The sequence below is a fragment of the Flavobacterium limnosediminis JC2902 genome, assembly GCF_000498535.1.
GTDB classification, from domain to species: domain Bacteria; phylum Bacteroidota; class Bacteroidia; order Flavobacteriales; family Flavobacteriaceae; genus Flavobacterium; species Flavobacterium limnosediminis.
Window position 1 is genome coordinate 1 of sequence record NZ_AVGG01000012.1, and the last position, 25,455, is coordinate 25,455.

Annotated in this window: 24 protein-coding genes, 1 other RNA gene and 1 pseudogene; 15 read left to right on the plus strand and 11 right to left on the minus strand. The window is 35.0% G+C overall.

The window, feature by feature from the left end:
- Nucleotides 1–1,880, minus strand: a 1,880-nt coding sequence (locus tag FLJC2902T_RS10130) for an HYR-like domain-containing protein (RefSeq protein ID WP_162147684.1), incomplete at its 3' end; no start/stop codon positions are given.
- 447 nt (nucleotides 1,881–2,327) lie between these two features.
- On the opposite strand from FLJC2902T_RS10130, the gene FLJC2902T_RS10135 reads away from it, so the two are divergent.
- The 7 genes from FLJC2902T_RS10135 to FLJC2902T_RS10165 all read left to right on the plus strand — a co-directional run bounded on the left by FLJC2902T_RS10135 (nucleotide 2,328) and on the right by FLJC2902T_RS10165 (nucleotide 9,681).
- Nucleotides 2,328–2,816: a SixA phosphatase family protein gene (locus FLJC2902T_RS10135; RefSeq protein ID WP_023579692.1), complete on the plus strand. Its 489-nt coding sequence runs from the start codon at nucleotides 2,328–2,330 to the stop codon at nucleotides 2,814–2,816.
- A complete protein-coding gene (gene ppk1, locus FLJC2902T_RS10140; RefSeq protein ID WP_035678330.1) occupies nucleotides 2,813–4,927 on the plus strand; it encodes a polyphosphate kinase 1 in 2,115 nt (704 codons plus the stop codon). The genes FLJC2902T_RS10135 and ppk1 overlap by 4 nt, the downstream gene beginning before the upstream one ends.
- 52 nt (nucleotides 4,928–4,979) lie before the next feature.
- On the plus strand, nucleotides 4,980–5,870 hold the full coding sequence (locus FLJC2902T_RS10145; protein ID WP_023579694.1) for a Ppx/GppA phosphatase family protein: 891 nt from the start codon (nucleotides 4,980–4,982) through the stop codon (nucleotides 5,868–5,870).
- Between the two features lie 174 nt (nucleotides 5,871–6,044).
- On the plus strand, nucleotides 6,045–6,554 hold the full coding sequence (locus FLJC2902T_RS10150; protein ID WP_155958891.1) for an STM3941 family protein: 510 nt from the start codon (nucleotides 6,045–6,047) through the stop codon (nucleotides 6,552–6,554).
- Between the two features lie 73 nt (nucleotides 6,555–6,627).
- Nucleotides 6,628–7,896: a TraB/GumN family protein gene (locus FLJC2902T_RS10155; RefSeq protein WP_035678296.1), complete on the plus strand. Its 1,269-nt coding sequence runs from the start codon at nucleotides 6,628–6,630 to the stop codon at nucleotides 7,894–7,896.
- A 166-nt stretch (nucleotides 7,897–8,062) separates the two neighbouring features.
- Nucleotides 8,063–9,049 carry a phosphotransferase gene (locus FLJC2902T_RS10160; RefSeq protein WP_023579697.1) on the plus strand — a complete coding sequence of 329 codons (987 nt, stop codon included), beginning with the start codon at nucleotides 8,063–8,065 and terminating at the stop codon, nucleotides 9,047–9,049.
- A 203-nt stretch (nucleotides 9,050–9,252) separates the two neighbouring features.
- Nucleotides 9,253–9,681: a DUF1801 domain-containing protein gene (locus FLJC2902T_RS10165; RefSeq protein WP_023579698.1), complete on the plus strand. Its 429-nt coding sequence runs from the start codon at nucleotides 9,253–9,255 to the stop codon at nucleotides 9,679–9,681.
- A 140-nt stretch (nucleotides 9,682–9,821) separates the two neighbouring features.
- Here FLJC2902T_RS10165 and FLJC2902T_RS10170 read toward each other — a convergent pair whose 3' ends face one another.
- The 4 genes from FLJC2902T_RS10170 to FLJC2902T_RS10185 form a co-directional block, all read right to left on the minus strand.
- Nucleotides 9,822–10,358 (minus strand): hypothetical protein, encoded by a 537-nt coding sequence (locus FLJC2902T_RS10170; RefSeq protein WP_023579699.1) that lies wholly within the window; start codon nucleotides 10,356–10,358, stop codon nucleotides 9,822–9,824.
- A gap of 152 nt (nucleotides 10,359–10,510) precedes the next feature.
- Nucleotides 10,511–11,596 (minus strand): DNA polymerase III subunit gamma/tau, encoded by a 1,086-nt coding sequence (gene dnaX / locus FLJC2902T_RS10175; protein ID WP_023579700.1) that lies wholly within the window; start codon nucleotides 11,594–11,596, stop codon nucleotides 10,511–10,513.
- An 88-nt stretch (nucleotides 11,597–11,684) separates the two neighbouring features.
- Nucleotides 11,685–11,984, minus strand: a complete 300-nt coding sequence (locus tag FLJC2902T_RS10180; protein WP_023579701.1) for a hypothetical protein — start codon at nucleotides 11,982–11,984, stop codon at nucleotides 11,685–11,687.
- A gap of 99 nt (nucleotides 11,985–12,083) precedes the next feature.
- Nucleotides 12,084–12,386, minus strand: coding sequence for a hypothetical protein (locus FLJC2902T_RS10185; protein ID WP_035678338.1), 303 nt, complete (start codon nucleotides 12,384–12,386; stop codon nucleotides 12,084–12,086).
- Nucleotides 12,387–12,510: 124 nt separating this feature from the next.
- Between FLJC2902T_RS10185 and rnpB the strand changes: the two genes are divergently transcribed.
- Nucleotides 12,511–12,830, plus strand: an RNA gene (rnpB, locus tag FLJC2902T_RS15865) — RNase P RNA component class A.
- Here the strand turns inward: rnpB and FLJC2902T_RS10190 are convergent.
- Together FLJC2902T_RS10190 and FLJC2902T_RS10195 are read right to left on the minus strand one after the other, a co-directional pair.
- Nucleotides 12,827–13,504: pseudogene (locus FLJC2902T_RS10190) on the minus strand (response regulator transcription factor); the annotation flags it as partial. The gene rnpB and the pseudogene FLJC2902T_RS10190 overlap by 4 nt on opposite strands.
- 6 nt (nucleotides 13,505–13,510) lie before the next feature.
- The gene (locus tag FLJC2902T_RS10195; protein ID WP_023579704.1) at nucleotides 13,511–14,884 is read right to left on the minus strand and encodes a sensor histidine kinase; all 1,374 of its coding nucleotides are present in this window, start codon (nucleotides 14,882–14,884) and stop codon (nucleotides 13,511–13,513) included.
- A gap of 125 nt (nucleotides 14,885–15,009) precedes the next feature.
- Here FLJC2902T_RS10195 and FLJC2902T_RS10200 point away from each other — a divergent pair, with 125 nt between their 5' ends.
- Entirely contained in the window at nucleotides 15,010–17,094 is a 2,085-nt protein-coding gene (locus FLJC2902T_RS10200; protein WP_023579705.1) for an outer membrane beta-barrel protein, read from the plus strand.
- On the opposite strand, the gene rsmD is transcribed toward FLJC2902T_RS10200, so the two are convergent.
- Both rsmD and FLJC2902T_RS10210 read right to left on the minus strand, forming a co-directional pair.
- Entirely contained in the window at nucleotides 17,095–17,685 is a 591-nt protein-coding gene (gene rsmD / locus FLJC2902T_RS10205) for a 16S rRNA (guanine(966)-N(2))-methyltransferase RsmD (protein WP_023579706.1), read from the minus strand.
- Nucleotides 17,682–18,488 carry a DUF3822 family protein gene (locus FLJC2902T_RS10210; protein WP_035678298.1) on the minus strand — a complete coding sequence of 269 codons (807 nt, stop codon included), beginning with the start codon at nucleotides 18,486–18,488 and terminating at the stop codon, nucleotides 17,682–17,684. Before FLJC2902T_RS10210 ends, rsmD begins: the two co-directional genes overlap by 4 nt.
- Before the next feature lie 303 nt (nucleotides 18,489–18,791).
- Here FLJC2902T_RS10210 and FLJC2902T_RS10215 point away from each other — a divergent pair, with 303 nt between their 5' ends.
- From FLJC2902T_RS10215 to FLJC2902T_RS10225, 3 genes are all read left to right on the plus strand, one after another.
- Nucleotides 18,792–20,213, plus strand: coding sequence for an ATP-dependent DNA helicase (locus FLJC2902T_RS10215; RefSeq protein ID WP_023579707.1), 1,422 nt, complete (start codon nucleotides 18,792–18,794; stop codon nucleotides 20,211–20,213).
- A 179-nt stretch (nucleotides 20,214–20,392) separates the two neighbouring features.
- Nucleotides 20,393–21,121: a 3-deoxy-manno-octulosonate cytidylyltransferase gene (gene kdsB / locus FLJC2902T_RS10220; protein WP_023579708.1), complete on the plus strand. Its 729-nt coding sequence runs from the start codon at nucleotides 20,393–20,395 to the stop codon at nucleotides 21,119–21,121.
- Nucleotides 21,122–21,646: a GNAT family N-acetyltransferase gene (locus FLJC2902T_RS10225; protein WP_023579709.1), complete on the plus strand. Its 525-nt coding sequence runs from the start codon at nucleotides 21,122–21,124 to the stop codon at nucleotides 21,644–21,646.
- Here FLJC2902T_RS10225 and FLJC2902T_RS10230 read toward each other — a convergent pair whose 3' ends face one another.
- On the minus strand, nucleotides 21,647–22,309 hold the full coding sequence (locus FLJC2902T_RS10230; RefSeq protein WP_023579710.1) for a spermidine synthase: 663 nt from the start codon (nucleotides 22,307–22,309) through the stop codon (nucleotides 21,647–21,649).
- A 56-nt stretch (nucleotides 22,310–22,365) separates the two neighbouring features.
- On the opposite strand from FLJC2902T_RS10230, the gene FLJC2902T_RS10235 reads away from it, so the two are divergent.
- Nucleotides 22,366–22,923 (plus strand): 1-acyl-sn-glycerol-3-phosphate acyltransferase, encoded by a 558-nt coding sequence (locus FLJC2902T_RS10235; protein WP_023579711.1) that lies wholly within the window; start codon nucleotides 22,366–22,368, stop codon nucleotides 22,921–22,923.
- Here the strand turns inward: FLJC2902T_RS10235 and FLJC2902T_RS10240 are convergent, their stop codons facing one another.
- The gene (locus tag FLJC2902T_RS10240; protein ID WP_023579712.1) at nucleotides 22,924–23,418 is read right to left on the minus strand and encodes a helix-turn-helix domain-containing protein; all 495 of its coding nucleotides are present in this window, start codon (nucleotides 23,416–23,418) and stop codon (nucleotides 22,924–22,926) included.
- 303 nt (nucleotides 23,419–23,721) lie between these two features.
- Here FLJC2902T_RS10240 and FLJC2902T_RS10245 point away from each other — a divergent pair, with 303 nt between their 5' ends.
- Together FLJC2902T_RS10245 and FLJC2902T_RS10250 are read left to right on the plus strand one after the other, a co-directional pair.
- A complete protein-coding gene (locus FLJC2902T_RS10245) occupies nucleotides 23,722–24,876 on the plus strand; it encodes a M14 family metallopeptidase (protein WP_023579713.1) in 1,155 nt (384 codons plus the stop codon).
- Nucleotides 24,877–24,955: 79 nt separating this feature from the next.
- Nucleotides 24,956–25,435, plus strand: a complete 480-nt coding sequence (locus FLJC2902T_RS10250; RefSeq protein WP_023576701.1) for an Lrp/AsnC family transcriptional regulator — start codon at nucleotides 24,956–24,958, stop codon at nucleotides 25,433–25,435.
- The last annotated feature ends 20 nt before the right edge of the window (nucleotides 25,436–25,455 follow it).

Here is a 25,455-nt window from a genome sequence, read left to right on the forward strand (position 1 = left end):
GCCTGAGCAAATTGAGGTACTGCCGGACAATCGATGGTTGATGGTGCTGGTAGCGCCGCAATAACCGGAGCCGTTACATCCTGCACATTAATAGTTTGTGATTTCGTTGATGAATTATTACAGGCATCAGTGGCAGTCCATGTTCTGGTTACAGAATAGGAGCCGGCACATTGTCCGGGAGTTGTCACGTCATTAAAAGTCAATGTGAACGCTGAACCGCAGGCATCTGTAGCCGTTGCCTGAGCAAATTGAGGAACTGCAGGACAGTTTATAGTTGATGGAACCGGTAAATTCGCGATTACCGGAGCCGTTACATCTTGTACATTAATAGTTTGTGATTTGGTTGAAGAGTTTCCGCAGGCATCAGTAGCAGTCCATGTTCTGGTTACAGAATAGGAGCCGGCACATTGTCCAGGAGTAGTTACATCGTTGAATGTTAGTGTGGTGGCAGCACCACAATTATCAGTTGCTGTAGCCTGTGTAAATTGAGGAACCGCCGGACAATTAATGGCTGAAGGAGCTGGCAATGCATCAATTATAGGAGGAGTTGTGTCCTCTATTGTGATAAGTTGTTGATCAGTACCCATGTTACCACAAACATCGGTCAATCTAAATGTTCTGGTAACTACGGTTGGACAACTTCCTGATGCAATATCTTGATAAGTAATTGAATTTAAAGAAGATACATCAACATAGCTTCCTCCAGCTGTCGTAAACTGTTGTAGTGTTATAACAACCGGAGAGGCTGAAAACGGCAATAGTCCTTGCGAAGCCATAGAAGCAGTTCCGCAACCTTCTATAGTTACATCATTGGGAGCATTGACTGAAGGATTACTGGTATCACCTGCTCCGATTACAAACGACTGACTTTTAATACATCCAAAAGCATCGGTTACGGTAAGAGTGTAGGTGCCGGGTGATAAACCTGAAATGTCTTGGGTGGTAGGCCCATTACTCCACGAATAGGAATAAGGAGGCGTTCCTCCACTAACAGTTGCATCGATAGCTCCATCATTCTGATTTGAACAGCTTGCAGAAGTAGCTACCCCTGTTATTGTAATTGGAGCAGGGGGAGTAATGATTTGCGTATAGGTGCTAACGAGATGATTTGGAAGATTTGAATCCGTTACCGTTAAAGTAACTGTATACGGACCTCCGGGATAGGGGAAATTATGCGTTGGATTCTGTAGTGTTGATAATGGAGAACCATCACCGAAATTCCATGAGTAAGTATATGGTTGAATACCACCGGAAGTTTCATCATTGAAAGTTACAACAGATTGATTTCCAGTTGTACAAACAGTGTATGTGTATTCCACAGCTAACGGAGCCGCTACAATCATGCAACTTCCAAATTCACATTGTGATTTACTGTAGGTATTACAAGTGTACGAATTAAGTTCGGGATCGTTTGGACCTCCGTTAGTTTGCCATACAGCTAAAATTCGGCACAAAGCCAATTCTTGACCACAAACCCAATTAAAAGGGCCGTAAATTTGACGCTGACCAGTTCCCGGTGCAACAGTTCCAAGATAAATATTTAAAGGGGTGACAACACCGTCAATAGATAAATCCGCAAAAATACGGGTTTGGCCAATACTGCTGTTGGCATTGGATGTATAATTTAGCATGACATACATTGGCTGACTTGAGCCAGGGGTACAGGTAGTGTTTGATAAAGGGACACCATTGACGTTGGTAAGACTAAGGAAAACCCTGTTTAACGTATAATTATTAGAAGTACAATTAAAGTAATCTTCATAGTAATTGGGAGCAGTACCACATAAACGTAAGTCTGGTTTTTGAGACGTAAACTGAGAAAAAACGTTATTGATTCCTACCAGGAAGAATAACAATAATAAGGTAATTTTTGGTTTCATGGACATTACTTTATTAATTTCATTTTAATAAATCCGTAATTTTGAAATACACTAATTTCAGAGGACAAACCTCTGTTTAGCATTACAAAAGAGTAAGCAAACAGAACCTTGAGCCCTAAAATTTACACGGCAATAAAAATCTGTCGGAAAGAATAGACACGACTCTGCTCTCAATTCTTCAATGAGAACAAAGCACAAGTTGATTGAAAGGTTATTAATAAATCTTGGTGTGGTATTAAGATTTAAAATGACCCGATGATTTCAAACAAAATGTAATTCGATAATTTGTTAAGCCTAAATTATTTAAATAAAATCTTGCATCAATAATAATTGATTACATTTTCGATGAAAGTGAGCGTTTTATCTGTGAATTAACATTTATTTGACAATTCTTCTCTGGCTTTTCTGGATTTTTTTTTCTTACTTTATAAAGCTAAATTGTTAGTTATGAAAAACTTAATTCTCATCCGTCATGCCAAATCAAGTTGGGATACACCACAGAAAGATATAGACAGACCTTTGTCCAGGAGAGGTATCGGAGACGCTCATCTGACTTCTCATGCTGTCGATCAATTTTTACCGAAAACATTCATCGTTTGGAGTAGTCCTGCAAAAAGGGCAAAGGAAACCGCAATAATTTACGCTCAGAATCTGTCCATCCCTTTAGAAACCATATTGTACAAGGAAGATTTATACACCTTCGACGAAAAAAGTTTAGAGAAAATCATAAAAAACTGCGAAAACAAGTATGATAGCCTAATTCTTTTCGGACATAATGAGGCAATCACAAATTTTGTTAATAAATTTGGGGATTGTTACATAGATAATGTTCCCACATCGGGCTTTGTCTCATTAAAGTTTGAAGAAGAAGATTGGAAAAACATACAAAAAGGAAAAATTATAAAGACGATTTTTCCGAGTCAATTAAAATCATGAGCAGTACGCAGGAAAACAGATATATAGACAGAGAAAAAAGTTGGTTAGCCTTTAACGCCAGAGTACTTCAGGAAGCAGCGGATGAAACCGTACCATTACTAGACCGGTTACGTTTTTTAGGAATTTTTTCTAATAATTTAGATGAATTTTTCCGCGTGCGCTATGCCGCTATCCGCAGATTAAATTCGGAAGGTATTTCCGGGGAAAAAATACTCGGAGGAATTTCTGCCGAACAATTACTTAAAGATATTACTGAAATCGTTATTGAACAGCAGTCGGAAAGTTTGAGAACGCTGAGTGTTATCGAAAAAATGCTGGAAAAAGAAAGTATTTTCATCATTAACGAAAATGAAATCAATAAGGAGCAGCAAAACTTTATCAGGGATTTTTTCATTCAGAAAGTCAGCCCCGAACTGGTTACCATTATCCTTAATGATTTGGACGAATTCCCATTGTTAAAAGATACTTCAGGATATTTAGCCGTTAAATTGGTAATGAAACCGAAGCCGCAAAACACAATTCTTTCAAAAATTGTTCAGAAGAAAGAAATGCGTTATGCCGTTATTGAAATCCCTAAAACCATCAACCGTTTCGTGGTACTTCCATCGAGTACAGACAAGCAGTACATTATTCTTTTGGATGATGTTATCCGCTATAACCTGCATAATATTTTTAATATTTTCGATTACGAAAGTATTTCGGCACACATGATCAAAATCACCCGTGATGCCGAACTGGATATTGATGCCGATCTGAATAAAAGTTTCATGGAGAAAATATCGTCGAGTGTAAAAGACAGACGAATAGGGGAACCTGTGCGATTTGTATACGATCAATCCATCGAAAAAGATACCCTGGCTTTTTTCCTTACCCGAATGGGAATTGATGCAACCGACAGTTTAATTCCGGGTGGCCGTTATCATAACCGCCGTGATTACATGGATTTTCCGAATCTGGGACGCTACGATCTATTAAAAAAACAAAATCCACCGTTACCTGTTGTGGGATTAAATCTTGAAGGAAGTATTCTGGAAAAGATAAAACACAAAGATTATTTGATTAATGCGCCTTATCAGTCCTTTTCCTATGTGATTAAATTCCTTCGCGAGGCGGCTTTGGATCCGAAAGTGGTTTCCATTAAAATTACACTTTACCGTCTGGCCAAAAATTCCCAGATAATAAGTTCGCTTATCAACGCTGCAAAAAACGGAAAAAAAGTAGTGGTTCAAATCGAATTACAAGCTCGTTTTGATGAAGCCAGCAATATTTCTTATGCAGAAATGATGCAAACGGAAGGAATCGAACTGATTTTCGGGGTAAAAGGCCTGAAAGTACACAGCAAGATTTGCGTTATCGAACGAATGGAGGAAGGTAAAATCAAGCGTTACGGAATCATTTCCACAGGAAATTTTAACGAAAGCACCGCCAAAGTTTATACCGATGTCACGTTATTTACAAGTCACGTTCAGATTATGCGCGACGTTTCTAAAATTTTCGAATTTTTTGATGTGAATTACCGTGTGTACCGTTACAAGCATTTATTGGTTTCGCCGCATTATACCCGTTCCAAATTCTATAAACTTATTGACACGGAAATCCTGAATGCATCGGTCGGAAGGGAAGCTTTTATAAAGTTAAAAATGAACAGTCTGACCGATTTGAAGATGATTGATAAATTGTATGAGGCCAGCAGAGCCGGTGTAAAAGTACAATTAGTCATAAGAGGAATCTGTTCGCTTATTCCGGGTGTACCGGGCATGAGTGAGAACATCGAAGCCATCAGTATAGTAGATAATTATTTAGAGCATTCCCGATTGTATATTTTTGCCAATGATGGGAATCCGCACATCTATATTTCTTCTGCCGATTTTATGACCCGAAATCTGGATGCCAGGGTAGAAGTGAGTTGTCCGATTTATGATGAAGATATTAAGCAGGAAATGCTGGATACCTTTGAAATAGGATGGAAAGCGAATGTTAAAGCTCGTCTGCATTCCGAAAAATTAGACAATCAGTACAGAAAACAACCTAACGAAAAGATGTTCCGTGCACAACACGAAATGTATAAGTATTACTGCGATAAATTGGAAGTTGTTGCCGAAACAATCTAACTGTTTAAACCGGCCTTAAATTTCTGATTAACAAATAACAGCGTCAATTAAGATGATTTCAATTAAAAAGTATGCAGCTATAGATATTGGTTCCAATGCCATGCGATTGCTGATAATGAATATAATAGAGCAAGAAGGAAAAGAAACGCAGTTCAATAAAAGTGCCTTGATTCGTGTGCCGATCCGTTTGGGACAGGATGCATTTACGGTTGGTGAAATTACGGAGGAGAATATCGACCGGATGATTGACGCCATGAAAGCGTTCAAATTACTGATGAAAGTATATAAAGTGGAACGTTATATGGCATGCGCTACTTCTGCTATGCGTGAGGCTTATAACGGAAAAGAAGTTACTGAAATAGTTAAGAAAAAAGCCGATGTGAAAATCGAAATCATCGATGGTAAAAAAGAGGCGGCCATTATCGCTTCTTCCGATTTACATCACTTCATAAAAACCGATCAAACGTATTTGTATGTGGACGTAGGTGGTGGAAGTACAGAATTCTCGCTGTTCTCCGAAGGAAAAATGATTACCTCAAAATCTTTCAAAAACGGAACCGTGCGTTTGCTGAACAATATGGTAAATGAGGTTGTTTGGCTGGAAATTGAAAAATGGATTAAAACCAATACAGAACCGTATGAAAACGTCACGCTCATCGGTTCCGGCGGTAACATCAACAAGATTTTCAAATTATCCGGAAAAGTACAGGAAAAACCACTGTCCTATATTTACCTGAATGCCGAATACCAAAAACTGAACGCACTCACTTATGAACAACGCGTTGCCGAATTAGGATTAAATACAGACCGCGCCGACGTAATCATTCACGCTTTACGTATTTACTTAAATGCGATGAAGTGGAGTGGTGCAAGAAACATCTACGTACCGAAAATAGGACTTTCCGATGGTGTGGTTAAGGCGATGTACAGCGGGAAAATTTAGTTTTTTTGGAGGTACTGAGGTTCTGAGGTACTGAGGAACTAAGGTTTTAAAGAATACTTGATTAACTGTTAAACAGGTATTTAAGTTTCAGTTAGTAAAATTAAGGTTAACAAAAAAAAACAAAATTTAAAAATACACATGATAAATCTGAAACTATATTTTTCTCTGCCAAAAATGATTAAGTTGTTAATGATATCTGTTCTTATAGTATTGATAGGGCTGTATTGCTTTAAATCGGATATCCATACTGTCAGAATGGTAGGTGTATTGGAGCTTATTTTAGGAGCAGTAACTTTGTTTGTTGCATTGAAAAGCTTATTGGACAAAAATCCACAAGTAGTTATGGATGAAAGTGGAATTATGGATAACAGAATTTTAAAGAATTCAATTGCCTGGCATCAGATACAAAAAATGGAACTGACGGTAGTGAACAATCAGAAGGTTTTAAAATTGAATGTATCTGATAAATTTAAGAATGAAAATTTTAAATGGTTGTTCGCAAAAACAGCTGCGGTAAGGCTCAATCAAAATCCAAAAACCGTATTATTGAACCTCGATCAGTTGAAAATAAATTACAGTACTTTAAACGGGTACTTAGCTTCCAGGGATAGTGATTTTATTCCGAATGATGTAAACAAGAACTTAACCGGCTTGGAAAAATTTCTAAATAAATTGCTTTACTGATTTTGATCATTATATAGCAATTAGGGTATATATAATAAGTTAGCCGTAATTTTAACCCAAAAAAAGGATCTAATTGAAAAACAAGCTATTGAAAGGATTAAAATATTTATGTATCACTTTACTTTTATGTTTACTTTATAGTTTCACCGTCAAAAAATATGACAACTATTCAGGTGAAACATACAATCAATATTGGGAAGAAAATAAAAATTTGTTTGAGTCGGTTAATCAGAATGAAAATTTAACTTTTAGACATTTGGATTATTATATAAAAACAAATGATCTATTTCTTTACGGAGAATTTCACGGAATAAAAGAAACAACAAAGATTGATTTTGAACTCATCAAATATTTCAATAAAAAGGCAGGAATGAAAATTCATTTAGCAGAAATTGATTTTAGTCAAGCGTATTTTCTGAATGAATATTTAAAAAGTGGAAATGAGAAACTAATTGACTACGTTTTAAACAGTTGGATAATATATCATGGACACAATAACCTTGATTACAAAAATAAATGGATTCAAATTTATAAATTAAACGAGGCAAATTCTGAAAATTCACAAATTAAAGTTTATGGAATTGATAAAATTCAAAATATAGATGTTACCAAAAACCACTTAAAAATACTGTTAAGTAAAATAAATCTTTCATCCGACTTTCCAAAAGATGAGAATTTATTTTTAGAATGGGTAAAAGATAAATTACCAAAACTTATTTCTTCAATAAATCTAAATTCGACAAACATAAATTATGCAATAGATATTGAGCATATTAGAAAAAATATAATAGATTATAAAACTACTGCTAGAGAAGATGTAATGTTTTTAAATTTCAATGACTTATATAAAAGATATAATTTTGAAGGGCAAAAAATTTATGGCTATTTTGGTGAAGCACATGTTTTGCAAAAAGAAATGAATGGCAAGAAAGATTTTGGAGCACTTATGCAAAATCAAAATTCACCTGTTAAAAACAAAACATATACTATTATATCCAGATATTTAGACAGCTACATGGATGCTCCTTCTAAATATTTACCTTTCTTTTTAAGAAGCAATAAAGAACACACAAAAACAGGTGTTTCTTGTGACAATACTTTTTCGCTTTATCACTTCGGAATTAGCGATTTAAAAAATGTAACAAATAAAAACACAAATACTTTTTTTGATATAAACAAACCAAAATCACCTTACAAAAAATCATTAAGACTAATTAAAAGCACAGGTTTTTTAAGTCTCATTTCTGGAATGAAAATTACAGATAAAAACACTTCAACGACAGACTATGCTCAAGGAATAATTTTAATAAGAAATTCAGATTGGGCTAAACCGATAAAATAAAAAACTAAGGCTAACAGTGGTTTTGCTAAATTTGGGCTTTAAGGCTTAAAATTATGGTAGTTTTGTATTTGTAAACTTTATCTTAAATTTATACATTTGGCTAATCGTTCCCCAAACTTCACAAAGCCACGGGAAGTTAGCCACAATTAAACCAGAACGAAACCGAATGACAACTTTCCCTGTAATTGCTTCTACATTATCAGAAAAAGATTTAGGCAATTTTATATTAGAAAAATACAACCTAAACAGCAATTTTGAATGTAAATTATTCAGAACTGGAGTAAATCATACTTATTTTATCTCAGACTCAGACACAAAATATGTTGCTAGAGTTTACTGTTATAATTGGAGAAGTAAAACTGAAATCAAAGAAGAATTAGAACTCTTGCAACTACTCAAAAACAACAGCCTTTCTGTTTCATTTCCAATTTCTGATAAAAACGGTGAATTAATTCAAGAAGTTAATGCTCCTGAAGGAATTCGTTATGTTGTGCTTTTTTCATTTGCAAATGGTGAAAAAAAACGATTTATGACAAATGATAATTGCTTTGCTATTGGTTCTCTTATTGCTAAAATTCATAATATAACGGCAAGCAAAAAAATCGATAGAGTGAATTATGATTCTGAAATACTTTTAAAAAAATCATATAACTATTTAAAACCATTTTTCACCGAAGATTTGAGTGAAATGAAATTCTTAAAAGAAATTGGTGAAAAAATATCGAAAACCTTTCAAGAGAGCAATTTAACAGATAACCAAAAAGGAATTGTTCATCTTGATATTTGGTATGACAATTTCAGCATAAATGCAGAAAATGAAATAACGATATTCGACTTTGATAATTGCGGAAATGGATTACTTATTTTAGATGTTGGGTATTTCTGCAAACAATTATTTTTCATTGAACAAGACAAAAATCAATACGAAGTAAAAGTCAAAAGTTTTCTTGAAGGTTACAAAGAATTTAGAGAATTATCAGATAAAGAGGTAAATTTAATCCCAGAAACAGGAGCATCAATTTTTATTTTTTATCTTGGTGTTCAAGCTCAAAGATTTGATTGGTCTAATATATTTCTGACTGAAAACTATCTTAAAATGTTTGTTGGAAGAATAAAAGATTGGGTTGATTATTATGAAATCGAAAAAAATTAACTGCTGCCAACAACGGTTTTGAACACGCGTAGTCATAGAACATCCGGATAGTTTATAGGGACTGAAACTTCATTTTGAACCTTGGGTTTAGTGGTAAAACAAACAAAAAAAATCTCCATCTGCTAAAAAATGATCAGAATCTTAGCAGGTTTTGTAACAGAAGACATGCAAACTATAAATATATCTGCAAAAATTTGATATTTATGGCAAAAAATAAAACAAACGAAACAGAAGCCAATGTAATTGATTTCATCAATTCCTATGTGGATAATGACCAGAAGAAAGAAGATAGTTTTCGCTTAATTGAGTTAATGCGTGAATGGTCCGGATTTGAACCCAAAATGTGGGGGTCAACAATTATTGGATTTGGAAGTTACCATTACAAATATGCAAGCGGACACGAGGGTGATGCCCCACTTATAGGCTTTTCACCACGAAAAGCTGCATTTTCACTTTATGTACATTGTCAGGAACAGGACAGTGAACATTTGTTTAATGAATTGGGAAAATTCAAAATTAGTAAAGCCTGTATTTATGTAAAGAAACTATCAGATATAAATATTCCGATCCTTGAAAAACTTTGCAAGACAACGATTGAATATGTCAAAAAAAATAACGATTGTGCTTGTTAAGGAAATAAAAACCAACAGTCTTGAGTAAGTAGAGATTTTATATTTCATGAAGAAATGAAGACTTACTACGTTCAACCTTTCTTTTCTTTAAAAGAAAAACCTCAGAACCTTAGCTTCTCAGCACCTCAGAACCTTTTCTTCTATACATCCAAATCAAAAGTCTTACGCAACAACTCCATTGCCGGGTTGAGGCTTTTTAGTTTTTCGTATTTTTCCATCGGAGTAAACGCATATTTGGTTTCGGTAACTTCGTTTACGTGAACGTCAATTACGATGTCGTGATTATGCAGTTTTCCGCGCAAGTAGCCTACTAATTCATTTTTGCTGGCATCAAAATCCACTTTTGAGCCTTCATTTGGCAATTCCAGTTTTATGGTAAACCCATCCAAAGTCGGATCGTTGATAAGCATGTAGGTTGCCATGATTTTCTGGCCTTTGTCACTCAGTTTCTGGGCAAAGTTAGTCCATTGCAGCAACATTTCCGTTTCCGTGAAAGGCTCTTTCGGCAACTCATCATAGTGTTTTACATTCGCTTTCTGACTTGCTTCCAGTTCGCGTTTGGCCTTGATACTGGCCAATGATAATGCGGAAACTTTAGGTCCGGTTGAGAGTTCCGACAGGACTACAGGTTTAACTTCAGGGGTGAGTGGTTTGGCAATTTCAACAACAGGTGCCATATTTTGAGAAATAGCATTGTTTTCTGAAACTTCAATTGTACTCGGAATTTGTCTTTCTATAGATTCTGACTGAGTAGTACTAACCGGAATTTCACCCTTAGGTTTAACTTCGGTAATGGAATAAGCAGAATTTCGATAATACGTGGGCGGAATTATAAAGGACTCAGCTTTTTTTTTTCTCCATCAAAAGTGATAGAGGCAAGCTGCATAAGGCAAAGTTCAACCAAAAGGCGTTGGTTTTGCGATACTTTATATTTTAAATCACAATCATTGGCGATTTCAATTCCCTGTAAAAGAAACTCCTGTGATGTTTTTTGTGCCTGTTCACGGTATAAATTCTGAGCATGTTCCCCGGCTTCCAGTAAAATCAAAGTGGCCGGATTTTTACAAACCCATAAATCCCTGAAATGCGAAGCCAAACCGGCTACAAAATGATGTCCGTCAAAACCTTTCGCCAAAATATCATTGTAAGCCAGCAGTAATTCCGGAATCTTATTCTCCAGAATCAAATCGGTTACTTTTATATAATATTCGAAATCAAGTACGTTTAGATTTTCCGTTACTGCCTGACGCGTAAGATTGCTTCCGCAGAAGGAAACCACACGGTCAAATATCGATAAGGCATCACGCATAGCACCATCCGCTTTTTGGGCGATGATATGTAAAGCATCGTCTTCAAAAGTGATATTCTGACTTGCAGCAACTTCCGCCAAATGATCTTTAGCATCTTTAACGGTAATTCGCTTGAAATCAAATATCTGACAACGTGATAATATCGTTGGTATGATTTTGTGCTTTTCGGTAGTAGCTAAAATGAATATGGCATGACGCGGCGGTTCTTCCAGTGTCTTAAGAAACGCATTGAAAGCGGCCTGAGACAGCATGTGTACCTCGTCAATAATATACACTTTGTATTTTCCTGTTTGTGGTGGGATACGAACCTGATCGATCAGATTTCGGATATCGTCAACCGAGTTATTGGAAGCGGCATCCAGTTCGAATACGTTGAATGCAAAATCCTCATACGGATCGTCATAACCTTCCTGATTGATTTTTCGGGCTAGAATACGCGCGCATGTCGTTTTTCCAACACCACGAGGCCCTGTGAAAAGTAGTGCCTGAGCCAGGTGATTATTATCTATGGCATTCAGTAACGTATTTGTAATTGCCTGTTGCCCAACCACGTCCTTAAACGTTTGGGGTCTGTATTTACGGGCTGATACGACGAATTGTTCCATAGATTTTTAATCGATTACAAATATAGAATTTTTGCTGATTTTCTTATTCTGTAATTCGATTATTTGAAGAAAAGTTATTCACAAATCATCAACGGCTTCTTTTTATGGAAAGATCAATTAAAATTTTAGCAGCTTCACTCTCTGAATTTGCCGAAAATCCGGTTACAAAAACACCTTTTTTACCGTTTTTAATCGATTTTATTCCGTAAACCGTAGCTTCATCATCCGGACTACTATCGCCTTCATAGCGGTAAATGTGTACAATTTCATAATTTTCAGGATGGGACACGATATCCTTTTCATTAATGTTGAAATCATGGGTAAAACCATTTTCATTCAATTCGTCCAAAGCTTCGGAAACGGTTGCGTAGTGGTATGTATGAGCCATAATTAGGTGTTTTTGATTAAACATTTGAACAATTGAGTACTAACAATGAGATTTATTGATTTGAATGTGTAAAAATTATTTCCGTTTCCGACTTTCAACTCACAGTCCTTTTCGTGATTTAATAGAAAGTCCTATCAAAAAACGGGCAGAATCAGATTCGGAATTAGCAGCATATCCGGACACGAATACCCCTTTTTTGCCTGATTTGGATTTAATACCATAAACCGTCGCTTCGTCGTCAGGATTGGAATCCCCCTCATAACGATAGATATGTACAATCTCAAAATCATGCGGGTTACTTTTGAATTCACTGTTATTTATATTGAAATCAATGACAAAGCCCAATTCCTTGAGTTCCTGTAATGCCTTGGAAACACTTCCATAATTATAAGTATGTATCATGATTTGAAAAAAATTGGATTTAGGGATATTAAATTTACGATTTTTATCCACTCTTTTTACAGAAACTAATGTTAAAGTGTTTTTGAGAAAATTGATTTTGGCCATTTTTTTATCGTAAGTTTGCAGTGCAGACCGCCTTATCGTCGTCTCGTCTTTTGTGACGAGAGGGAGGAAAGTCCGGACACCAAAGAGTAGCATAGCGGGTAACGCCCGTCCGTCGAAAGGCGAGGACAAGTGCAACAGAAAGTATGTACAGGTAATGCTGTAGTGAAACCAGGTAAACTCTATGCGGTGAAATGCCAAGTATATCAGCATTTAAGGGCGACTCGTCCGTTGTTGAAGGGTAGGCAGCTTGAGTTATTCAGTAATGGATAATCTAGATAAATGATAAGGTATCATCAGTAATGATGAGAACAGAATCCGGCTTATAGGTCTGCATTTTTTATTTTTAATTCCAAACCAATATTTCGGATACTTTCAATGGAGATATTAGCATCATTGCATAAATATTTCCTTAGTTTACTGATATATACATCCATGCTTCTCCCGGAGAAAAAATCATCTGTACCCCAAAGTGATTTTAAAATTTCCTCCCGCTTTAACAGACGGTTTTTATTTTGGAAAAGGAAAAGGAGTAAAGCAGCTTCTTTTTCGGTGACTCTTTGAATTTCGGTATTGAAATGTAACTCGAATCGTAATGTATCAAAAAGATAAGAACCGATTTTAATTTTTTCCGATATTGAAACATCGTTTTTTCCTGTTCTTTTCAGGATATTATTTATTCTTAGAACCAATTCATCCGCTTCAAACGGTTTTACGATATAATCATCAGCGCCGAGTTTTAAACCTTTGATTTTGTCCTCTTTCATTTTTTTTGCCGTGAGGAAGATAAAAGGCGTTTCAGGATTTACTTTAATGATCTTTTCAGCCAGCGTAAATCCGTCTATCTTCGGCATCATCACATCAAAAATACAAATACTGAAAGCCTCATTTTGAAACATCTGCAAAGCTTCTTCTCCGTCTTTTGCCCAAACAACGGTATAACCGTACAATTCAAGATATTGCTTCAGGACAAGTGCAAAATCGGTGTCGTCTTCAGCTAAAAGTATTTTTTTCATAGGAAACTAAATAGAAGGAATGCTTATGGTAAAAGTCGCACCTTTTCCTAAATCACTGATGACTTTAACGGAGCCCTTATGCGCTTTTATAATTTGATCTACATAATAAAGTCCTAAACCCAAGCCTTTTGTATTGTGAAGGTTGCCTTTTTCAACTCTATAGAATTTATCAAATAAAAGGGTATGCTTTTCTTTTGAAATACCAATTCCGTTGTCCTGAATGCTGATTTTAAGGTTATTGTTTTTCAGTGAAGTTGTTATTGATATTTCCGTACAACCATATTTTACAGCATTTTCCAAAACATTGTTTATGGCCGTAGTCAAATGAAATTTGTCAAGATCTAACGAAAGTTCCGGAGTATTGAATACTGTTGAAATTAATGCCTTCGGATGTACAACTTTAAAATCATCAACGATAGTCGTTAAAAATGAATTTAAGTTTATCTTTTCTTTCTGAAGTTCAATTTCATCATGACCTAAGGAATTAGTCATTACCTGATCTATAAGATTCTGTAAACGAATATTTTGACGATTTATCGTATCAAGAACCGCATTGAAGGTGTTCTCATTCTCTTTAATTTCCGGTCTTTCTAAAATTCTAGTGGAAACGGATAGAGTGGTTAATGGTGTTTTCAGTTCATGCGTAATATTGTTGATGAAATCAGTTTTTATATCGCTTACTTTTTTTTGCTTTATCAAAGCTTTGATTGCAATAACAAATAAGCTAATCAAAATAAGCATTGATGCTATTGAGAAGATGAATATCAGAGCCATTCGTTTGAGGATGATTATTTCCCAATTCTCAATCGAGACATAAAGCGTATCTTCCGTAAGTAGTCTGTAAGGAGAATTTATGTGTTGCCTAGTTGTAAAATCACTCGTTGTCCCTACATAACTCCGAACCAGAAAAGCATTGTCAAGCGATTTCAAATTACCGTAAATTTTATTTTTTATAAAAGGTTTTTCAGAAAACAGCGTATCTGTTTTTTGATTGTTACCGTAAATGACAAATTTGTCTAAAACTATGGCAAAATCAATATCATTATCAGGGAATTCCAGTTCAAGTTTACGTTTTAATTTTGATGTCAATTCACCTTTGAAATCATTCTCTAATATTCTTTCTTTTATACTTGACCGGCTTTTTGGATCTGTAAAGTAGTTTTCAGCCAATTCCTTGTAAAGGAGGTCTTTTTTATTGAAAGTAGTAGAATCAATATCGCTGAAATTATTGGTGATTTTTGCTATTTTTTCTTTGACTTCGCCTCGGAATTGGGCTACTTTATAGTCATAAGTGGTTTTAACCAAATAAAATTGTATTGCCGAAAGCGCCACCAGAACAATTGCGGAAAGACCTATTAAAAAATTTACTTTGAGTTTCATTTACCTTATTTCAACATTTCAAAATTAGCTTTTTTATCCAAAAGAAATCTTATTAACCCTGCATTAACCTTCAATTAACTTTCGGTGTGAAACTTTAGAATCAAATTTGCGCTCAAATAAAAATAATGAGAAAGCAAACGATAATTATTCTGGCCTTATTCTTCACATTTCACTTTGGAAACGCTCAGGATTCTTCCAAAAATTTAGAGGAAGTAGTGGTGAAAACAAATCTTAGAACATTTTCGAATAAAAACGGAACGATAAAAATAGATGTGGCCAATTCGGTGTTGAATGGAGTTTCAAATACGCTGGATTTATTAGCTAAATTACCTAAAATTCAGATAAGTCCAAACAAAGAAAATATTACTGTAGCAGGCAAAGGAAGCCCGTTGATTTACATTGATAATCAGAGAGTCGAAATCAATGATTTAAATTCGTTGTCTGTGGAAGACATAAAAACGATTGAAATCATTGACAATCCTTCTTCAAAATATGAAGCTAATGGAAGAGTTGTCGTTTTAATAACGCTAAAACTGAGTAAAAAAGAAGGCTTTAAAATAGTTGTTACTGAAAATGCTTCTTTCAAAAAATATTTCAACAATTATTTTGGAGTCAATTCAACCATCAAGAAGAACAGATTTGAATACAAAGTAAATTTCAATTACAACCAATTAACGCTTTGGGAAAGTAACGGTAATGATTTTACGATTCATAACGAAGGTATTACATCTAATTATTTGACGGAAGCTGTAACCAAAAGACCTCAGTTTATTTTCGGGAGTGGTGTTTTTTATAAAATCAATGAAGACGATTATCTCTCATTCAATTTTAACGGAAATACTCATAAGGATCAATTTGATATCAACACAATAACTTACAATGCGGATCTAAATGCAGAAAACAGCATTGAAACATCAAATGAAAATAAGGAAAAGAGGCAATTTTATAATGCATTTATAAATTACAATCATAAAATTAAAAGTATAGAAGGAATTGTGTTTACCGGATTTCAGTATTCCAATTTCGATAAGAAAATGGAAAGCTTTATTTCCAATAATTATAATGATACTGAATTTGAAATATCGCAAAATAGAGATCAGAAATTCAGTATAACCGTTTTTTCCGGAAGGTTGGATTTTGTAAAAACATTTCGAAATCAAATGAAATTGGAACTCGGAGCACTTTCTTCACAAGCAAATTCGAACTCAGATTTCTTTGCTGAAAATTTTAATCCTCCAAGCACCACAACGTCAAGATATAATTATAAAGAGAAAAACAACGCAGGATATTCACAACTATCCGGAGCGATTAAAAAAATGAGTTATTCTATTGGATTGAGAGGCGAAAATACCGTTATAAAAGGTAAATATGAAAATGAAAACGAACTATCAATCGATAAGGATTATATTAATTTCTTTCCTAAACTGCAACTCGAAATCCCGATTGACAGCACCAAAACAATCACTTTTAATTATGCAAAAAGTATTTTGAGACCCAATTTTTCATCAACGAATCAAATTTCGACTTATATCAATCCGTATTTAGTTTTTACCAATAACATTAATTTGAATCCGACAATTATTGATGAAGTTGCTGTGAGTTTTCAACACAACGAAAAATCGGTAAGGTTGAGTTATAATAAGAAAAAAAATCCTGTTTATTACGGAATTTCATATGATGAAACACAAAATCTTCTAACTTTTAAACCTACGAATTTTGAAAAAGAAACAGGTTTTAATTTAGAGTTTACCTTACCATTTCATTATAAATCCTGGTCAACAACAAACGTTTTGAGTGCGACAATAAATAAAATTGAAGATCCATCAGCTGCAATGATGACTTCAAAACCATACTTGTATTATTATTCCAATCACTCTTTTAAATTACCTAAAGCTATAGAATTGGCTGTAACTGGTTGGGGTTTAACCGAACAAAAAGAAGGTGTTTTTGAAAGGAATGCTTTATTTACGATAGATCTGGCGGTCTCAAAAACTTTTTTAAAACATTTTGATTGTACTTTGAGTTACAATGACATTTTTAAAAAACTGAAATACTATGAAAACTTTACAATGAATTCAATTACTGCTAACGGGAAATATTTTACGGATGTGCACATGCTTTCACTATCGATAAAATATTTCTTTGGAAAGATTAAAAATTCGGAATTTCAGGAAAAAAGTATAGATGAAAATTTAAACAGGATCAAATAGTTAACTGTCAAATTCATCATCGTCATCTTCTTCGTCGATTTCTTCCTCATTTGGTTCAAATTCAAAGAAAGTAAACACGGAACCGCCATAATTTCGGTTAAAGGCGAAGTTTTCCATGTGATCCAGTTTGGTGTGTTTGGAATGTTCAATAACCATCATACCGTCTTCTTCCAAAAGCTCGTTGTCAAAAACCAGTTCAATGATTTTTTCAAATTCTTTTTGCTCCATTCCATAAGGAGGATCGGCAAAAATAATGTCGTAACTCGCTTTGCATTTTTCCAGAAACTTGAAAACATCACTTTTGATAGGTGTAATGTCGAATTCGAATTCCTGTGCAGTTTTCTTGATGAAATTCACACAACCCATATCACCATCAACACTTGTGATGGGTTCACAACCGCGTGATGCAAATTCATAACTTATATTTCCGGTACCGGCGAACAAATCCAGTACTTTTAATTCACTGAAATTGAAATTATTGTTCAGGATATTGAACAACGCTTCTTTAGACATATCCGTAGTAGGACGAACAGGCAGATTTTTTGGCGGACTGATGCGTCTTCCTTTGTATTTTCCGGAAATTATTCTCATGAATTCAATAGGATATAATGTTGTAATGCTTCCGTTTGTGAAAGCGAATAGTTGGTTGCTAAAGCCGAAACATCCAATAATGAAATGTTGCGGATATAGCGGTAGGCGATTTCAAAACATGGATTGTCTTCTGAAATTTTCCCAAGTAAAAATACCGAAACCGTTTCGGGATTCAGTTGCAGTTGTTCCAAGGTAAAAAGCAGGTAGTACACAAAATCTTCCGGGGTTTTGTACTCGAAAGAATTGTATAACAACAACTTTAGATTATGCGTTATAACGATTTCAAAATGAGTTTCCTGCAAATGAACATAAACCTGTTTTTCTTCTTTGTTTTTGGATAAATCCAGTAATCTTGAAACCAAGACAGTATTCACATTTTTATAATCGAATTCCCCAAACTGATCTATCAGAAAGTTGTTTACGTTGACAAACGGTACATGAACGTTATTCATGTCATACGTACTCATTTCGTCGTAAGCAAAGAAATCGGATTCAAAAACTTTGGTATTGTATTGCAGGTAACCGCCCAGAAAATCCTCTTCGAAAAGCGGTTTCGGCACAAACGTACTTAGACTGTTGTCGTGTAATACCATGACTTCATCGTAGGGTTTCGTTAAAGTGGAAAAATCTACAAAAGTGCGCCACAACTGGTCTTCCAGCGATTGTGTATAATTGAATTTCACTTCCTGGATGTCGAGCACATTTCCGTTCAAAGTATCAAAAACGCAAAAAGAAAGTCCGTTCAGGGCAACCTGAACCGATAGTTTTTTATAATTTTTTGAAGCAATTGTAGCTGTAGTCATACGTTTAATCCGATTAAGGCAAATTTACATTTTTTTTCCTGCGGAAACCAAGTTTGTGTTTAAATTCATTGTTATCTTTGAATCGTTGCACCTTGTAATACCTGACAGGTTTTTTAAAACCTGTCAGGTATGGACGTTTAAAAGAAGCTAAAAAGTTTTTCCTTAGCCCTGTCCCGATAGCTATCGGGAGCAACGGTATCCTTTTATCCCGTTTAAAAAAAAACGGGATAAAAGATATAGCGGAAAGCAGGAAAATGGATTAATTCATGCCAAAAGTGATGCTCCAAAAATTCAAAAAAAGAAATGATTTCAGCCAAGTTTTATTCCTTACTCAAACAAAATTTTCCTTTTCAGACGACTGCCAAACAGGATATTTTTTTTCAGCAGATCGCCGAGTTTACCACCAATGAAAATCAGGATGAGATTTTTGTTTTGAAAGGATATGCCGGTACAGGAAAAACAACTGTTATTTCCACCATCGTGAATCAGTTGAAAGACATTAATAAAAAGTATGTTTTGTTAGCACCTACAGGACGTGCGGCAAAAGTAATTGCCAATTATTCCGATAAACCGGCGCATACGATTCATAAGCGCATTTATTTTCCGAAAAAGAGTGGAGGCGGAGTGACATTTACGATGCAGCCGAATAAATTCAAAAACACCATTTTCATAGTCGATGAGGCTTCGATGATTTCGGATTCACCCACAGAATCAAGCATGTATGAAAACGGTTCGTTGTTAGACGACTTGATCATGTATATTTATTCGGGTCACAATTGTAAGATGATTTTGGTCGGAGATACAGCGCAGTTGCCACCGGTGGGAATGGATGTGAGTCCGGCTTTGGACATGAATAAACTTTCGATGAATTACAACATGGAAGTGCCTCATATTGAGCTGGATGAAGTAATGCGTCAGGCTGAAAAATCTGGTATTCTATTCAACGCTACCGAATTGCGGGAAGTTTTAAAATCACAATTTATTGACACGTTTCAGTTTCAGCTAAAGGGATTTAAGGATATCATCCGACTGACCGACGGATATGATATTCAGGATGCGATTCATAATGCTTATTCCAATTACAGCATAGAAGACACTTGTTTTATTGTGCGTTCCAACAAGCGGGCGAACCAATACAATCAGCAGATCCGGATGAAAATCCTGGATAAGGAAAGTGAACTTTCGGCAGGTGATTTTTTAATGGTTGTTAAAAACAATTATTTTTGGCTGAAAGACAATGACGACGCGGATTTTATTGCCAATGGGGATATCATAGAAGTATTGGAAATTTTCCGGTTTGTGGAGCTGTACGGATTCAGATTCGCCAAAGTAAAAATCAGAATGATTGATTACCCGGACCAGATTCCGCTTGAAACAGTTTTAATTTTAGATACTTTGACCAGCGAATCCCCGTCATTAACCTATGAACAATCCAACCTGTTGTATCAGGAAGTGATGAAGGATTATGAAGACGAAACCAGTAAATACCGCATGCTGCAGAAGGTCAAGAGTAATGAATATTTTAATGCGCTTCAGGTGAAATTCTCTTACGCGATAACCTGTCACAAATCTCAGGGTGGACAATGGAATACAGTTTTTATTGAACAGCCGTATTTACCGGATGGCATCGACAGGGATTACATTCGTTGGTTATACACTGCCATTACCCGTGCGAAGGATAAATTGTATTTGATTGGTTTTAAGGATGATAGTTTTGAAAATTAGAAAATAGATGATAGAAAAAGAGAATAGAGTCAAGAAGCAAGATTATTGAGTCAAAAAAAATGACACAGAGATTCACAAAGTTTTTAAAAACCTTAGCGCCTTAGTAACTCAGAACCTTAGCGCCTTATTAAAAAAAAACTCAGTAACTTAGCCACTTTGCAACTCAGCTACTCAAAAAAATGAAAATAATAGCCGTAATTCCAGCCCGATATGCCTCCACACGTTTTCCTGCGAAACTTATGCAGGATTTAGGAGGTAAAACCGTGATTCTAAGAACCTATGAAGCCGCCGTTGAAACCAAATTGTTTGACGATGTTTTTGTGGTAACCGATTCCGATTTGATTTACAATGAAATTGTGAATAACGGAGGGAAAGCCATCATGAGTATAAAAGAACATGAATCGGGGAGTGACCGTATTGCAGAAGCCGTTGAAAACATGGAGGTTGACGTGGTAATAAATGTTCAGGGCGATGAGCCTTTCATCAATAAAAAACCGTTGGAGCAGGTTATTGAAATCTTTAAAAATGATGCTGAAAAGAAAGTCGATTTGGCTTCGTTGATGTTTGAAATCAAAGACAAATCCGAAATTGAAAATCCGAATAATGTAAAGGTTATCGTTGATCAACAGGGATTTGCGTTGTACTTTTCACGTTCGGTGATTCCGTATCCGAGAGAAGAAAATGTGGGCGTTCGTTATATGAAACATATCGGGATTTATGCTTTCCGAAAAGAGGCTCTGATGGATTTTTACAGATTACCGATGTTGGCATTAGAAGCTTCCGAAAAACTGGAGCAACTTCGCTATTTAGAGTACGGAAAACGCATCCGAATGGTGGAAACCGATCACGGAAGCATTGGAATCGATACTTTGGAAGATTTGGAAAAAGCGAGAAAATTGATATCCTAAATGAGTAATTCTGAATATAGTATCCGAATAGCTAAAATAGAAGAGTTTGAATCGATAGGCAAACTGATGGTTCAGGTGTATGCCGCATTGGATGGATTTCCAAAGCCTGACGAACAGCCTAAATATTATGAGTTCCTTGCGAATGTTGGAGAATTAACAAGCAAACCAGGTACTGAAATTTTGGTGTCGGTTTCATCCGATGAGACTATTGCAGGGGCTGTTGTATATTTCGGAGACATGCAATATTATGGTTCCGGAGGGACCGCTACACAGGAAAAAAATGCTGCAGGTTTTCGACTTTTGGCAGTAGATAACAGCGTAAGAGGGAAAGGCATCGGTAAATCGTTGACTTTGGCCTGTTTGGATAAAGCAAAAAATCAGAAGCAAAAACAAATGATAATCCATACGACCAACGCCATGAAACCTGCCTGGAAAATGTATGAGGCGATAGGATTTAAGCGTTCGGAAGATTTAGATTTCAAACAAGGTGATTTGGATGTTTTCGGCTTTCGATTACAGCTGTAACTACTTCAGTTTCTTTATCGTAAACAATTCGTTGTGATCTTCCACTTTCGGATACATTCGTACCGAATAATCACTATTAAATCGTAATCGATAGCTTGCATTTCGCTCTTTGTCCTTTTTATTTAACGTCATGGTGTTGAATAAAATAAATCCGTCAACATTCAACAAAAAATTGATTCGGTTAATAAAGAAATCCTCAAATAAGAAGTTGGGCATTTTGGTATCCTGAAAGATGTCGATGATAATCAGATCGTATTTTTCTTTGGTTTTTAATACGAATTCAAACGCGTCATCGTTTATGATTTTAAGATTCGGAATCTGATTTAATCCAAAATAGGTATTGGCAATTTCAATTACGTTTGGATCCAGTTCCACGCCGGTAATTTCTCCTTTAAATTTGATTTCATCCACCAGGGTTTTAATCACACTTCCACCTGCAACGCCGAGTACCAGAATGCTTTCAAATTTACGAACACGTTCAAAACCAATGTAATGCAATCCTTTTCGTAGAATGCGTTGCAGACTGCCATAAGAATAATTAGTATTTTTAGAGTCCAATACTAACTGCCCGTTGGTCCAGGTTACTTCAAGGCTTTTGTTGATTTCGGAATTTTTTCGGTAGATATTTATAGGTATAAAATAACTCAGAATCTTTTTAATCATCGCGCTTCGCATTTCATTCGTAAATATAATGCTATTTTTGAACCAAAGTTTTTATAATGAAACAAAAAATATACACGTTTATATTCTTCCGATTAATGGGATGGAAAATCACGGGAACAGTTCCGACGGACATTAAGAAATGCGTTATGATCGTAGTGCCCCACACCAGCTGGCATGATTTCTATTTGGGTATTTTTACCCGCGGAATTACCGGTTTGGAAATCAATTGGGTGGGTAAAAAAGAACTGTTCAAATTTCCGTTTGGTGCCTATTTCAAATGGATGGGGGGTGCGCCTTTAGACCGTCAGAAAAATGAGAACAAAGTAGACGCCATTGCCAAAGTTTTTGAAAGTAATGAAGTTTTCAGATTGGCGATAGCTCCGGAAGGCACAAGAAAGAAAGTGACCGAGTGGAAAACCGGTTTTTATTATATCGCACTTAAAGCTAACGTTCCGATTGTACCCGTAGCTTTCAACTGGGGCAAGAAAGAAGTCAGATTGTTTGATGCATTTCAGCCAACTGGAAACAAGGATGCCGATTTTAAAATCCTGCAAAGTAATTTTAAAGGAGTGCTCGGTAAAGTTCCTCAAAATAGTTTTGAACCTGAAGCCTAATTATTCAGGCCTATAGTTCTTAAAAGTTCCGTTTTTATAGAATATGACAATTCGATCAATTTCCAGGTTGTCTTGTACACTGTCCAAATTTCGCGTATTTGAAAAAAAATCTTTTTGATTTTCAAATACGCGATTTTTTTCGATACTTGGTTCAGCGGAAAATAAATCGGGTTGATTTTCATTTTTTATTTCTTCCGATTTGATTTCTGAAAATAGGGTAGCTGTTGGAACCGGATTTTCAATTCTTGAAGATTTCTCAATCATATCACTTTTAGGAAAATCTCCTCTTCCGTTTAAAATCCAATACAGATCCACATCTGGAAATTCCTGAATTATTTTCAGGATAAAATCCAGACTTGGTTTATTTCTGCCGGAGAGTAAGTGAGACAAACTGGAACGCTGTACGCCAATTTTATCTGCAAATCCTGAGGCCGATAAACCGTAATAATCCAGTATTTTTTCAAGCCTTTTTACAAAATCATCAGTGTTTACCATTGTAAATTATATCAATATGAAGTAATGATTACAAATGTAAATAATTTAAATCAATACGCAAATATTACAATTGTAAATAAGTAAAATATATTAATCTAAAACTTAATGTAAATAAATTTAACTTCTTGATTTAATGTATTTTTAAATTAAATATTAACAAATAGATCGACCAAAGGTATCAGTAAATAAAAAGAAAGTTCTTTAAACATAAGTCCTGTTTACAATCGTAAATTTTGATTAATTTTTCAATGTTTACAAATGTAAAAAATAAGATGTTTACTTTTGTAAATAGAAAATTAAGCCATGAATTTTAATAATTTATTTGATACTTATAAAGAAGAGAACCTCTTCGGGAGATATGTTACCAACAAACATATTGAGCCACTTTTAAAAAAACTGAATACTGATTTTGAGGTTTCAGTTTCTGGCAAATCTGTAATGGAAAAACCTATTTATACTATTAAAGTAGGAACCGGAAAATTCAAAATTTACATGTGGTCGCAAATGCACGGTAATGAAGCGACTACCACAAAAGCACTTTTTGATTTCTTTAATCTTCTCAATTCGGATTCGGAATTGGCGACAGATTTAAAAAAGTCCTTTACTTTTTTGTGTATTCCGATATTAAATCCGGACGGAGCGGAGGCCTATACACGTGTAAATGCCAATGAAGTGGATTTAAATCGGGATTCTCTCGACTTAACACAATCGGAAAGCAAGCTGCTTCGTAAAATTTTTGAAGAATTTCAGCCTGATTTCTGCTTTAATCTTCATGATCAGCGCACGATATTTGCCGCCGGAAACACGAATAATCCTGCTACGGTTTCCTTTTTGGCACCATCATACAATGAAGAGCGCGAAATAAATGAGGTTCGTCAGAAAGCAATTAATGTTATCGCTGCCATGAATACCGATTTGCAAAAGCATATCCCTAATCAGGTTGGGCGTTTTGACGATTCCTTTAATATTAATTGTATAGGGGATATGTTTCAGTCGCTTGGTGTACCTACTATTTTATTTGAAGCGGGGCACTTTCAGGATGACTACCAACGCGAAACAACGCGAAAAATGATTTTTATTTCCTATTTATCGGCTTTAAGAGCTGTTTCAGAAAATCGTATTCTTGACAACAAAACTCTTGATTATTTCAATATTCCTCAAAATAAATCTATTTTTTATGACTTTCTTTATAAAAATGTCAAAGTAATTCTTGATAATGCAGAAAAAAGCATTACTTTTGCAGCCCATTACAACGAAATCCTTTTGAACGAAACAATTGCTTTCAAAGCGACTATTCGACAAATAGATGGATTGGAAGATAATTTCGGTCACTATACCTATGATTTCCAAAACCAATTGTTTGAAAATCAGGTAGGTGTTTTACCGCAAGTTGATTCGGAAGCAAATTTTATTATAGGTATGCATAATAAAATCGTTAATGGATTGCTAAAAAAATAATAAATTAATTGTTTTATTGATAAATAATTAATTTTTATTCTTAATTTTGACTTTTTAAATAATATAGATAGATTTTATTATGAGTAAGTTTCGTTTAGATGAAGTAGATCATCAAATATTAGATATGTTAATTGATAATACAAGAGTGCCTTTCACTGATATCGCAAAAAAATTGTTGATTTCGGCAGGAACGGTTCACGTGCGTGTTAAAAAAATGGAGGATGCAGGAATTATCCAAGGTTCTTCTTTAACATTAGACTATGAAAAGCTGGGGTATTCCTTTATTGCTTATGTTGGTGTTTTTCTTCACAACACTTCACAAACTAAATTTGTTTTGGAAAGAATAAATGAAATTCCGTTTGTTACTGTTGCTCACGTTACTACAGGTAAATTTAATATTTTCTGTAAAATCAGAGCTCGTGATACTAAACACGCAAAAGAGGTAATTTACATGATTGATGATATCGACGGTGTATACAGAACCGAGACAATGATTTCTCTTGAAGAGAGCATTAATGATAAAAAACGATTAATGCATACTATCTTCAAGGATATGTAATCGCATGAAAAAATAATAGA